An 11,484-nucleotide genomic window follows, 5' to 3' on the forward strand; every position below is an offset into this window, starting at 1 on the left:
GCACGGGTGCAGCGGTCGGGCGAATCCGAGTGCCGCGGTTCGGGCTCGTGCCGGTTGTGGGCAGTGCCCGGGCGTATTTCCTGCCGTGGTGGAGCGGATTACACGTATTCCAAGGGCCGGACAGGAGCGGCCGGTGTCCGCATCGCCGGTCCACCGCGCAGCGGGCGCGACTGCTGCAAGGTCGGATGCACCCGCGACATCCCGTCCTCGATATTGCGCCAGATGCCCAGCGCGGTGGTGCGCACCGGCGCGGTGAGGCGATAGTCGAAGTTCATCCGGTCCACCGGCCCGCACACCGACACCGCGGCGATGGCCTCGCCGATATTGCCGATGGGCGCCGCCACGCAACCGAATCCCGGCAGCGACTCCTCGCGTTCGTGGGCGATGCCGTGGGCGCGGACCTTGTCCAGCTCGGCACGCAGCTGCGCCTTGTTGGAGATGGAGTACTTGGTGCTGCGGTTCAGCACGCCGGCACCGAGTGCGGCAATGCGGTCCTCGTCGGAGTAGGCCAGGATCGCCTTGCCGACGCCGGTACAGTGCGCCGGCCTGCGCCCGCCGATGCGGGTCGGCACCGCCGCCGCCATCCGGCCGCCGATCTTCTCCAGATAGACCACGTCGGGCCCGTCGAGGACGGCCAGATGCACCACGAACCCGGTCGCGCGGTACAGCTCGTGCAGGAACGGCATCGCGGCGCGATGCAGCCGGTCCTGGTGCACGGCGAGCGAGCCCAGTTCCACCAGCCGGATGCCCAGCTCGTAGTCGCGGCCCTCGCGGCGCAGCCAGCGCAATTGCACCAGGCGTTCGAGCATGCGATGCGCCGAGGACCGGGGCAGCCCGGTCCGGCGCACGATCTGGGCGAGGGTGAGCCTGCCCGGTCCGTCGAAGGCGTCCAGGACCAGCGAGACGCGGTCCAGCACGGCACTCGGGGTGGCGGCGTCGGCCTGTGTGTTCATGTGGCCCTCCCTGCGGGGTCTACGAGCTGATGCCCAACGGGATATTTCTATTAGGCATATGCCTATTCATACCATGTCTTTGTGGGCGCTGTCACACAAATCGGACACAGTGATGTAAATCACAACGACCCCGGGGTTTCAGCCGTGACGACTGAAACCCCGGGGTCGGGGAGGGGAGCGGTATGCGACTACATCGCGGCCAGCGGCTCGCTACCGGACCAATCGTGGCCCCAATAGCTGTCGGCGGTGATTTCCTCTGCGGTGTAGTACTTTTCGTCCACGCGCATACCTTCGGTGCCGAATTCGATATCCCAGCCGCCGGGCGCGCGCACGTAGAACGACACCATCTTGTCGTTGGTGTGCCGGCCCAGCGTCGAGGAGACGGAGAAACCGTCCTTGACAACGCGGTCCAGCGCCTGGCCCACCGCGTCGAGCGAATCGACCTCCACCATGATGTGCACCAGACCCGGCGCACCACCGTGCGGAGCCGGGCACAGCGCCAGGCTGTGGTGCCGCTCGTTGACACCCATGAACCGGATCCGCACCGGCCCGAACTCCGGCGGCGCCGGAATGCGGAAGGCACCGCGCGGCAGGAACCCGAGCACCTCGGTATAGAACTCGAAGGCGCCATTGGGATCCATGGTCGGCAGCACGACATGGCCGAGGCCCTGCGCGCCCGTCACGAACTTCGCGCCGAACGGGGTCACCACCGGGCTGTGATCGAGCACCGCGCCGTGGAAGACCTCGACGGTCGCGCCGGTCGGATCGACGAAGGTGATGACCTCCTCGACCCGGCGCGCGTCGGCCTCCTCGACCGACAGCGGCTTGACCGCGACGCCGGCCGCCGACACCGCCTCCTGCACGCGCACCAGCGCGGCGTGATCGCGCACCTCCCAGCCGATGGTCACCACTTCGTCGGTCTCGCCCGGCACGATGACGATCCGCGCGGCCCGCTCATCCATCCGCAGGTAGAGCGCATTCTCATCCGGTCCGCTGCCCTCGGCGAAACCGAGCACCTCGAAGGCGAATTTGCGCCAGCGGTCCATGTCGTTGGTCTGGATCTTGACGTAGCCCAGACTCTTGATATCAGGCATTTCTCTTGTCCTTCGTGATATTTCGAGGTCAGATCATCGAGCGCAGGTGCTGCGGCGGTTCCACCCCGAGCGAGCCGAGCGCGGCCGCGTGGAACACCGTGCTCGGCACGTGGATCGCGTGATTGAGGCCGGCGTGGGCGTCGCGCCAGTACCGCTGCAGCGGCTTGTCCATGCGCAGCGCGTTACCGCCGGACCGGGCGAAGATCTGATCCACGGCCATCACCGCGCGCCACGCCGCCCGCACCTGGGTGCGGCGTCCGGCGGCGCGATCGGCGAAGGAGACCTCCTTGCCCGCCTCCACCAGATCCCACATCTTGTCGACATTGGCCAGCAGTTCCTGGCGGGCGGCATTGATATCGGCCGCCGCCTCGCTGATCGCGAACAACACGTACGGGTCGTCCTTGATCGCGGTGCCCTGAGCGCCGACCCGGTCGCGCTGGTAATCCAGGTGAGCGGCCAGCGCGCCCTCGGCGATGCCGATCACCGCGGAGGTGATGCCCAGCGGGAACATGTTCGACCACGGCATCTTGTACAGCGTCTCGGTGACGCCGTACTCCTTCTGGGCGGTGCCGTCGATGACGTGATCGCCGTTCATCACCCGGTAGGACGGCACGAAGGCATCCTTGACGATGATGTCCTTGGAGCCGGTGCCCTTGAGCCCCACCACATTCCAGGAATCCTCGACGATCGTGTAGTCGCTGCGCGGCAGGATCATGTGCAGCATGGTCGGCGGGGTGGCGATATTGCCGTCGGTGTCGCCGAGCATGGCGCCGAGGAAGATCCAGTCACAGTGGTCGGTGCCGGAGCTGAACTGCCAGCGGCCGTTGAAGATGTAGCCGCCGTCCACCGGGCGGGCGATGCCGGTCGGCGCGTACGGCGAAGCCATCCAGGTGTCGTTGTCTTCGCCCCACACCTCCTCCTGCACCTTCGGATCGGCGAAGGCCAGCTGCCACGGGTGCACGCCGACGATGCCGCAGATCCAGCCGGTCGCCGGGTCCAGCGCGGCCGCGGCCATGACGGTTTCGGCGAAATCGCGTGGGTGCGCCTCGAAGCCGCCGTACTTCTTGGGCTGAAGCAGCTTGATCGGGCCCGCCGCCTTCAGCATCTTCGCCGTATCGTCGGGCAGTTGGCCGAGACGCTCGGCCTCGGGGGACTGCTCGCGCAGCTGATCGGCGATGGCCGTGATGTTGTCGAGAACCTTGTTCATCGGGGCTGTTGTTCCTGTCGTGTGCGCGGGCGGATTAGGTGGTGGTGATGACAGCGCCACGGGCGATGTTGTCGGCCACTTCGGCCTCCCAGCTCGTGACGGCGCGCTCGGTATCGATCTCGAACTCGAACCGCTTGGTCATGTCGTCGGTGATGTCTTCGACGTCGACGTAGAACTGCTTGTACCAGCGGCGCAGCTGATACACCGGCCCGTCTTCCTCCGATAGCAGCGGATTGTCGATGGGCGCCTTGTTCTTCCAGATCGCCACGTCCTGCTCGAACCCGACCTCGACACCGCGGGCGAACTGCGCGGCCATCGCGTTGGCGTCCTCATCGGACATGCCCTGCGGCTTCTTCACCATCGCGCCGTACTGGAGCACGAACGAGTTCTCCGTGACGGGGTAGTGGCAGTTGATCAGCACCGTCTCGATCGTCATGCCGTTGGCCTCGCTCCACAGCCAGTCGATCATGTACGACGGGCCGAAATACGAAGCGTCCGAACGGAGGGTGGAGTTCGGGTCGTCGTAGTTGGTGCCGACCTCGATGTCCTGGCGCGGCGTCGAGCGCATGTACTGGGTGGCGACATGGCCCTCGAAGACGTTCTTGAAATACCGCGGGAAGGCGTAGTGCACATAGAAGAAGTGCGCCATATCCACGACGTTGTCGACGATCTCGCGGCAGTGTGAGCCCTCGATCAGCATCGAATTCCAGGTCCAGTCGGTCCACTCCGGGCTGCCGTATCCCTCGATCTCGGGGATGGTCACCTCATCGGTGGGCTTGCTGCCCTGCGGATCGTGCCAGACGTAGAGCTGGCCGTTGCGCTCGAGCGTCGGCCAGGAGCGGGTCTTGGCCAGCGGCGGCACCCGGCGCGCGTAGGGGATACCGGTGCAGCGGCCGTTGCCGCCCCAGCGCCAGTCGTGGAACGGGCAGGCGATCGAATCGCCCTTGACGGTGCCGTGGGCGAGGTTGCCGCCCATGTGACGGCAGAACGCGTCGAGCACGTTCAGTTTGCCGTCGGACTCGGACTGGAAGACCACCAGCGTGGTGCCGAACGCCTTGATCTCGTGTGGTTTGCCGTCCTGGAAGGACTTCAGCAGGCCGAGGCAATGCCAGCCGCGGGCGAACCGGGTGGGCGCCGCCGCGGCCTCGATCGTCCTGAATTCGTCCGTGCTCTGGGCTGAGCCGTTCGGTGATAGACCCGGCATCGAAACCTCCATGTTCCACCGGATGACTGTGATCTGAGTCAAATAGTGGACCTGCTCGGCGGCTCGCGGACGTCGTCCTCCCGGTCAGCGGACAGGTTTCGTCGGCGGTGAAACTGCAGGCTGTGCGGCTCCCGGTGAGCGGGCGCGGTGGTGATGGTGCGGTATCCGCGGCGTGGACGCGCGGGCGCGGTGGCGGTGGCGGCCGGCGGGTCATCCGGCTGTGGCGGGCGAGCGGATGGTCGCGATGGGAGGGGCGACAGCGACCGCTGCGGGCGGGCGGACGCGGTGGGGCTAGGGCAGTGATAGGTGCGGGCGATCACGGTGCGGACAGCACGGCGGTGTCGAGGGCGCCGAAGCTGTGGCACAGGCGCGTCACGATTTTGGTGCCGCGTTCGGGATCGAACCAGCGGTCGATGTGCGCCCAGTGGTACGGGTGGGTCATGTAGGGCCCGGTGAGGCCGTTGAGATCGGTGAATTCCTGCTCCCAGACGTGCGTCCAGCCGGTGCCGCCGTCGACGCGGCTCAGCTGGGACGCGCCGATGGCGTGGATGTAGTCGGGCATGGCGGCGGTTTCGGATTCGAACTGCGCCACCTGTGCCGGGTCGGTCGCCGGGTCGACCGCGGCGAGCAGGGCCCGATAGATGCGCGCAGGTTCGGCATGTCCGGCGGGCCGGGGTGTCGAGAGTGACGGCGCTGTCTGATGTCGCGCGTGTGGTGCGGCGTGCGCGGCGGCTGCGGACAGTGGTGGTCCACCTGTTGCCGGTGGCCGCTCGCGCTGCGGAGCGGCGGTAAAGGTTGCCGTCTCGACCCTGTCGACGAACGATTCGCTCAACCACCGGCCGACGGTCTTCTCCGCAGACTGCCGCTCGGCCTCGTCCGCGAAACCGAGCCGCACGATCAGATCTCCGGCGTCGATCCCGCCCGGCAGCGTCGTCGTGACGAGTGATCGGCGCAGGTGTGGCGCTACCAGACCGCGCAGCTGCGCGGCGAGCTCGGCGCTGCGTTCCGGATCGCTCAGGTGAACGAGGTGCACCACCTCAGACATCGGTCACAGCCTCCACATCGTCGTAGGCGCAGCCGGTGGTCCTGCGCCGGCTGACGAGCATCTCGTCGGCAGTCCGCCACCACTGGGCAACCTGTGGATCGCGGCTCGCGGCGAGCCGCTGATTCCACCACTGCTGCGCGCCGCGCACGGTCCAGCTGACGGTGATCGTGTTCGATTGCTCGGCCAACCACACCGGCGGACTCACCAGCACCCGGTCCAGTTCGAGCCCGCGCTCACGCGCGCCGGGCGCGTACTCGCGCAGGTAGCGGTCGAGGAATGCGTGACCGTGCCCGGGTGGGGCGACCATTTCATCGACGATGTAGATCGGCGCACTGTCCATCTCTCACCCTTTCTGCGTGAACCCGGCATCGACGACGAGTTCGGTGCCGGTGATGTAGCGGGATTCGTCGGAGGCCAGGAACAGCACGGCATTACTGACGTCCTCCGGGTCCACCCACGGAACGGGAATCAGATGTCGCCGCGCCAATACAGCTTCGGCGTCGGCGGAGGTCGGGCGCTCGATGTCCGGGCACAATCGCGCGATCGCCTCCGGGCTCAGCGGTCGCCCACCGACGGCTCCGGGATGCACCGTGTTGACCCGGATCGACCGCCTGCCCCACTCCGCCGCCGCCGTGCGGGCGAGCCCCACCACGCCATGTTTCGCCGCCGAGTAATGGGCACGCACCGGATCCCCGCGCACGCCGGACGTGGAACCGATGATCACCACCGACGCGCCATCGGACAGATGGGAACCGAAGGCCCGCAAGGTATTCCAGGCACCGGTCAGGTTGATATCGAGGGACCGCCGCCACGTGGCGTCCTCGATTCCGGCCGCCGCGCCCGGCGTATCGCACAGCCCGGCATTGGAGATCAGGATGTCGACGCGGCCGAAAGCGCGGACCGCCGACTCGGCAGCCCGCTCGAGCGCGGCGAGGTCGCGGACATCCGCCTCGGCGGTGAGTACGCGAGCCTCGGCGGTGAGTATGCGGGCCTCGGCGGTGAGTACGCGAGGCTCGGCGGTGAGCGTGCCGTCATGGGCGGTGAGCGTGCCGACCTCGGCCGGTTCGTCCTCGAACGAGCTTCCAGGAAGGTCGATGGCGACCACATCCGCGCCTTCGGCCCGCAACCGGCGCACGTGCGTTCGCCCCGTGCCGTTGGCGGCTCCCGTCACCACGGCCACCTTGCCGCGGACTCGTCCGGTCGTACTCCTCATCGCACTCCTCACCGTGGCGGCGCGCGTCGAGACGCCGTCCTCCTGCGATGGTCGGCGGCCGATCGGGCCGCGGCGCACACCGTTCCCGATCAGTGGAACAGCGCCGGTCGGGCGGCGGTGACCGGCTCTACCGTTGCCGCAGGATCGAAGGAAGGATGTGGCGATGGTGCACGTTGCGACGATCGGTGCGGCCGGGACCCGGCTCGACATCGACCTGGAGGCGGACGACATCCGCGCGTTCAACGCCGCGACGCTGTCGCGCGCGAGTACCCCTGCCACGGAACCGGTTGTCGCGCCGACCTTCCTGCCGGCCCGGATCGCCGCGGCGGGCGAGCCGGCGATCGAGAACTGGCCGGGCATCCCGATCGAGCAGGACCATCGGTTCTTCGGCCCACCGCCGCGCGCCGGCGAACGGCTCACCGCCCAATCGCGCATCCAACGCGTCTACGAGGCGGACGACGACCACGGCACCCCGGTGACCATGATCGAGATGGTCACCCAGTACTTCGACCGCACCGGCCGCCTCGTCGCCGAATCCTGGATGACCGGCACCCGTCCCGTCGCGCAGGAGTCCGCATGACCGCGACCGCCCCCACCACCTCGTTCGGCCCGCTCACCGACGCCGACTTCGCGAAGTACGCGAGCGCGACACAAGTGCTCGCCGGTGAGACCTCCGATCACGCACCGTCGTTCACCGCGTCGGCCGGCCCACTCGCCGCCGCGCTGCTGGCCACCTACGCCACCGACTGGCTCGGCAGCGAAACCGTACGCCGGTTCCGTACTCGCTGCGCCCGCCCACTGTGGCCGGGGGACACGCTCACCTGCTCGGGATACGTCGTGCAGCACTACGTTCTGGATGGTGAAACCTGCGTGGACGTCACGCTCGTCGGCACCGACCAGGATGGACGCGTCGCCGCCCGGGCATGGGCGACGTTCGTCTGCGAATGATCCGATCGAGCAGGCCGAGCCTTGGTCCTGCGGCGAGCGGCTGGAGCAGCGGCACGTTCACCCGAACGCGACCGGAAACGCTTGATCTCGGCTGTACCGTGCACTGACGGAACCGCCCAGTTCCCGTCCCGGGCAGCCGAGGAGCACCGATGCAACGGTTCGAGTTCGAAACCACCCGCATCGCCTACCTGGAACGCGGCAGCGGGCCTGCTGTCGTCCTGCTGCACAACGCGGGTTCCTCGCACGTCATCTGGCGGGCGCAAATCGAGGCGCTCGCGCGCGACCGGCACGTGTACGCACTCGATCTGTTCGGCTACGGGCAATCCGGCCGCCCCGCCGACGGCTACACCCTCGACCGCTACGCCGACATGCTCGAACAGTTCCTCCGGAACCGGGGGATAGCCTCGGCAGCCGTCGTCGGCAACTGCCTCGGCTCGGCCACCGGACTCACCGTCGCGCGGCGTTCACCCGGCCTGATCGACGCCGTCGTCGCCTGCAACCCACTCACCGAATCCACCGCCCTCGCAGGCGATCTCGGTCCACTGGCCCGTCTCGCGCGACACACACCGTCCCTCGGTGTCCAGGCGGTGCGTGCACTCACCCTGCCCCGCTGGTCGGTCGCCGCGACCGTGCGCTTGTGGTTCTCCGACGGACAGCGTTTCGCCGCCGAGCGCGCGACCGTCGACGATATCGCGTGCTGGCCGCCGCGCGCCCTGCTCGGCCTGGTCAAGGATTTGAAATCCTATGCGGCACTGGATGAGTGGTCCGACGCCGACCGCGCGGCGATGCCGCCGGTGTGCACCATCTGGGGCGAGGAGAACCGGGTGCTGAGTGCCGAGGCCGGCCGAGAATTGAATCAGCGGCTGCGCCCGACCCGAGCGGAATTCCTCGCCCGAAGCGGCCACGTCCCGATGCTCGAACGTCCGGACGAGGTCACCTCGATCGTGCGCGCGTTCTTGGACGAGCATGTTCCGGTCACCGTGTCGAAGCGGCGGGAAGAGAGCGCCGGCCGCTGATCGGGGGCTGTCCGGCCGTCGACCTATGGCCGCCGGGACGGTGCCGACGGAAGCGGCCGATTCGAGGGCGGTACTTCGGCGTAGGAGTCGCAACTTCTTGCTGCTGGAGCTCGCAGCCTTCGCGGAGCCTCGGCTGGGCACGGTCGCCGGCTGCCGGGGCGTGATTCCCGGGGCAAAGGGTCGCTGACCCGCGCACAGCGGTCAGCGGCATGACCCGAGTCGTAGCTCAGTCCTCGGTCAGCTTGCGAATCAACTCGAACGACCGGGCCCGGGCCTCGATGTCGTAGACCAGGGTGTTCAGCATGATCTCGTCGGCGCGGGTCTGTTCGATGAGCCCGGTCAGCTGGCGGCGCACCGTCTCGGGCGACCCGAGCAGCTGCCCGGCGCGGCGCTGGGCGGCGAAATGGCGTTCGCGATCGTTGGCGGGGAAGTCGGCGGCTTCCTCCGGGGTCGGCAACCGGCGGGGACGGCCGGACATCAGATTCAAGAAGGCCAGTTCCCGTGGACGCGACAGCAGTTCGGCCTGCTCGTCGGTATCGGCGCAGATCGCCGCCGCGGCCACCATCGCATGCGGGCGCTCCAGCTGCTCGGACGGACGGAAATTCTCGCGATACAGCTCGAGCGCCGCCACCGTGTTGTTCGGGCTGATGTGATGAGCGAACGCGAAACGCACGCCGAGGATCGCCGCCACCTGCGCGCTGTAGCCGCTGGATCCGAGCAGCCAGATCTCCGGTTCGTCGTCCTGGCCGGGAGTCGCGGCGATACCGTCCGGGCTGGTGCCACGGAAATAGGCGAGCAGCGCGGCCAGTTCTTGCGGGAACGATTCCGCCGACAGCCCGTCCTTGGTCCGGCGCAGGGCCAGGGCCGTCGCCTGATCCGTCCCCGGTGCCCGCCCGATGCCGAGGTCGATGCGCCCGGGATGCAATGCGTGCAGCGTCCCGAACTGTTCGGCGACCACCAGCGGCGCGTGGTTGGGCAGCATCACCCCGCCGGAGCCGACCCGAATCCGCGAGGTCGCCGCGGCCAGATGCGCTAGCAACACACTCGGCGCGGCGCTGGCGATCCCCGGCATGTTGTGATGCTCGGCGACCCAGAACCGCGCATACCCCATCGCCTCGGTCCGCCGCGCCAGTTCGGTGGTGGCAGCGAGACCGTCACCGGCGGTAAAGCCTTCCTGTACAGGCGCCAGATCCAGCACGGAGAGCGGGACGTTGATCATGGGGCTCCTTCGCGATCGCGTTCCTCCTTCCGAACGCCCGACCCGGTTCCGGTATTTCGCCTGGCTCACGAACGCGACCTCGTGCGCCTGCGGGACGCAATAACTTACCAGTGGGTAAATTACGGTATGGTCAATTCGCTAGGATCGTGGATGCCGACCACCGAGAGGACTCCGATGGCAACCGGACGTGCAGGAACGGCCCTTCTCAACCCGCCCGCGCTGGTGCGGACGCTCACCTCACTGTTGCGATCGGGCGGCGAGGAAAGCATCGCGGGAAAGACCGTCCTGCTCACCGGCGCGTCATCGGGAGTGGGCAAGGTCGCGGCGCACAAACTCGGCGCACACGGCGCGAACCTCGTGCTGGTGGCGCGTGGGGAGCAGGCCCTGTGCGAGGTCCGCGATGCCGTCCGCGCCGCCGGCGGAAAGGCCGAGGCGCTGGTGTGCGACCTGTCCGACGGTGCCGCGGTCGACGCGCTCGCCGAACAGGTCGGCGCCGAAGTGGGCAAGGTGGACGTGCTCATCAACAATGCCGGCCGTTCGATCCGCCGCCGCGCCGGCGATGCCACCGACCGCTTCCACGACTACGAACGCACCATGGCCCTGAACTACTTCGGCGCCACCCGGCTCACCATGGCGCTGCTGCCCTCGATGCTCGCGGCCCGCGACGGGCACATCATCAACATCGCGACCTGGGGAGTCGCCGCCGGATCGATGCCGATGTTCACCGCCTACCACGCGTCCAAGGCCGCGCTCGGCGCGTTCGGGCGCAGCCTCGGCGCGGAGACGCGGCCGCAGGGCGTGCACGTCACCACCATCGGCTACCCGCTGGTGCGCACGGAGATGATCGCCCCGACCGCCAAGTACGAGGCGGCGCCCGCGCTGTCGGCCGAGGCGGCCGCCGACTGGATCCTCACCGCCATCCGCACCCGTCCCGTCGAGCTCTATCCGCGCTACGGACGCCTGTTGCAGGCGATCGGCACCGTGTCACCCCGTGCGGTGGACACCCTGATCTGGCGAATGGGCATCTGAGTTTCACCCGGCGGAACCCCCGGTGCGCGGACCTCATCGCAGGGTGTTCGGTGATCCACGAAATTGATCTTGATGGCCTGGGTCACATTCGTGTGATCCGAGCCGTCGGACGGGCACGGCTCGCACCCGCTGACCTGCGCAAATGCCAACGCGACCAGGGGATTTGACGAAGCGTTCGCCGCCGCGTAACTTATTCCAGGTCAGAGCGACACGGACACCGACCCGGAGCCCCGAGGGCCTGGGAAACGAGGTAGGACGAGGAGCGCCTGACAAGCCGGTCGAAGAGCGGATTTGACTCTGAGCCACTGATCGGTAAGCTAGGAACCCTGCCTCACTGAAGCCCCTGGTCGAAAAGCCGGGTCGGATGTGTGTGCGTGTGTTCTTTGAGAACTCAATAGTGTGTCGATGAATGTCAGTGCCAATTATTGTATTGGTTCCGGCCCCTCATACCCCCGTGTGTTGCGGGTCGGACATTTTGAATGTCAGCAATTTTTGCTGGTGTTCGGTTTTGCTGGGTTTTCGGACTCTAGTTTAGATACTTTTGATTGCGCCCTTC

12 protein-coding genes are annotated in these 11,484 nt (G+C 67.8%); 4 read left to right on the plus strand and 8 right to left on the minus strand.

Annotated features, from left to right (window positions below; translation table 11 throughout):
- Window positions 1–98 precede the first annotated feature (98 nt).
- From FEK34_RS29015 to FEK34_RS29045, 7 genes are all read right to left on the minus strand, one after another.
- Window positions 99–953, minus strand: coding sequence for an IclR family transcriptional regulator (locus FEK34_RS29015; protein WP_138453102.1), 855 nt, complete (start codon window positions 951–953; stop codon window positions 99–101).
- A 188-nt stretch (window positions 954–1,141) separates the two neighbouring features.
- Entirely contained in the window at window positions 1,142–2,047 is a 906-nt protein-coding gene (gene bphC / locus FEK34_RS29020; protein ID WP_036536158.1) for a biphenyl-2,3-diol 1,2-dioxygenase, read from the minus strand.
- Between the two features lie 28 nt (window positions 2,048–2,075).
- The gene (locus FEK34_RS29025; protein ID WP_138453104.1) at window positions 2,076–3,254 is read right to left on the minus strand and encodes an acyl-CoA dehydrogenase family protein; all 1,179 of its coding nucleotides are present in this window, start codon (window positions 3,252–3,254) and stop codon (window positions 2,076–2,078) included.
- A gap of 34 nt (window positions 3,255–3,288) precedes the next feature.
- Entirely contained in the window at window positions 3,289–4,458 is a 1,170-nt protein-coding gene (locus FEK34_RS29030; RefSeq protein ID WP_249359714.1) for a Rieske 2Fe-2S domain-containing protein, read from the minus strand.
- A 316-nt stretch (window positions 4,459–4,774) separates the two neighbouring features.
- Complete coding sequence (locus tag FEK34_RS29035; protein ID WP_138453106.1) at window positions 4,775–5,503, minus strand: Dabb family protein; 729 nt, start codon at window positions 5,501–5,503, stop codon at window positions 4,775–4,777.
- Complete coding sequence (locus FEK34_RS29040; RefSeq protein ID WP_138453108.1) at window positions 5,496–5,843, minus strand: hypothetical protein; 348 nt, start codon at window positions 5,841–5,843, stop codon at window positions 5,496–5,498. The genes FEK34_RS29035 and FEK34_RS29040 overlap by 8 nt, the downstream gene beginning before the upstream one ends.
- A 3-nt stretch (window positions 5,844–5,846) precedes the next feature.
- A complete protein-coding gene (locus FEK34_RS29045) occupies window positions 5,847–6,716 on the minus strand; it encodes an SDR family oxidoreductase (RefSeq protein WP_171048468.1) in 870 nt (289 codons plus the stop codon).
- Window positions 6,717–6,879: 163 nt separating this feature from the next.
- Here FEK34_RS29045 and FEK34_RS29050 point away from each other — a divergent pair, with 163 nt between their 5' ends.
- The 3 genes from FEK34_RS29050 to FEK34_RS29060 all read left to right on the plus strand — a co-directional run bounded on the left by FEK34_RS29050 (window position 6,880) and on the right by FEK34_RS29060 (window position 8,680).
- Window positions 6,880–7,296 carry a MaoC family dehydratase gene (locus tag FEK34_RS29050; RefSeq protein WP_138453110.1) on the plus strand — a complete coding sequence of 139 codons (417 nt, stop codon included), beginning with the start codon at window positions 6,880–6,882 and terminating at the stop codon, window positions 7,294–7,296.
- Complete coding sequence (locus tag FEK34_RS29055) at window positions 7,293–7,664, plus strand: hypothetical protein (RefSeq protein WP_138453112.1); 372 nt, start codon at window positions 7,293–7,295, stop codon at window positions 7,662–7,664. The genes FEK34_RS29050 and FEK34_RS29055 overlap by 4 nt, the downstream gene beginning before the upstream one ends.
- Before the next feature lie 149 nt (window positions 7,665–7,813).
- Window positions 7,814–8,680 carry an alpha/beta fold hydrolase gene (locus tag FEK34_RS29060; protein WP_138453114.1) on the plus strand — a complete coding sequence of 289 codons (867 nt, stop codon included), beginning with the start codon at window positions 7,814–7,816 and terminating at the stop codon, window positions 8,678–8,680.
- Between the two features lie 226 nt (window positions 8,681–8,906).
- Here FEK34_RS29060 and FEK34_RS29065 read toward each other — a convergent pair whose 3' ends face one another.
- Window positions 8,907–9,899, minus strand: coding sequence for an LLM class flavin-dependent oxidoreductase (locus tag FEK34_RS29065; protein ID WP_138453116.1), 993 nt, complete (start codon window positions 9,897–9,899; stop codon window positions 8,907–8,909).
- Window positions 9,900–10,049: 150 nt separating this feature from the next.
- Here FEK34_RS29065 and FEK34_RS29070 point away from each other — a divergent pair, with 150 nt between their 5' ends.
- Window positions 10,050–10,928: an SDR family oxidoreductase gene (locus tag FEK34_RS29070; RefSeq protein ID WP_249359715.1), complete on the plus strand. Its 879-nt coding sequence runs from the start codon at window positions 10,050–10,052 to the stop codon at window positions 10,926–10,928.
- The last annotated feature ends 556 nt before the right edge of the window (window positions 10,929–11,484 follow it).

The organism is Nocardia cyriacigeorgica, from assembly GCF_005863245.1.
GTDB lineage: Bacteria > Actinomycetota > Actinomycetes > Mycobacteriales > Mycobacteriaceae > Nocardia > Nocardia cyriacigeorgica_C.

Coding starts and splice junctions, on each gene's coding strand:
- FEK34_RS29060 (WP_138453114.1), top strand. CDS start 7,814: ATGCAACGGTTCGAGTTCGAAACCACCCGCATCGCCTACCTGGAACGC.
- FEK34_RS29070 (WP_249359715.1), top strand. CDS start 10,050: ATGCCGACCACCGAGAGGACTCCGATGGCAACCGGACGTGCAGGAACG.
- FEK34_RS29040 (WP_138453108.1), bottom strand. CDS start 5,843: ATGGACAGTGCGCCGATCTACATCGTCGATGAAATGGTCGCCCCACCC.
- FEK34_RS29055 (WP_138453112.1), top strand. CDS start 7,293: ATGACCGCGACCGCCCCCACCACCTCGTTCGGCCCGCTCACCGACGCC.
- FEK34_RS29015 (WP_138453102.1), bottom strand. CDS start 953: ATGAACACACAGGCCGACGCCGCCACCCCGAGTGCCGTGCTGGACCGC.
- FEK34_RS29065 (WP_138453116.1), bottom strand. CDS start 9,899: ATGATCAACGTCCCGCTCTCCGTGCTGGATCTGGCGCCTGTACAGGAA.
- FEK34_RS29050 (WP_138453110.1), top strand. CDS start 6,880: ATGGTGCACGTTGCGACGATCGGTGCGGCCGGGACCCGGCTCGACATC.
- FEK34_RS29025 (WP_138453104.1), bottom strand. CDS start 3,254: ATGAACAAGGTTCTCGACAACATCACGGCCATCGCCGATCAGCTGCGC.
- FEK34_RS29030 (WP_249359714.1), bottom strand. CDS start 4,458: ATGCCGGGTCTATCACCGAACGGCTCAGCCCAGAGCACGGACGAATTC.
- bphC (WP_036536158.1), bottom strand. CDS start 2,047: ATGCCTGATATCAAGAGTCTGGGCTACGTCAAGATCCAGACCAACGAC.
- FEK34_RS29045 (WP_171048468.1), bottom strand. CDS start 6,716: ATGAGGAGTACGACCGGACGAGTCCGCGGCAAGGTGGCCGTGGTGACG.
- FEK34_RS29035 (WP_138453106.1), bottom strand. CDS start 5,503: ATGTCTGAGGTGGTGCACCTCGTTCACCTGAGCGATCCGGAACGCAGC.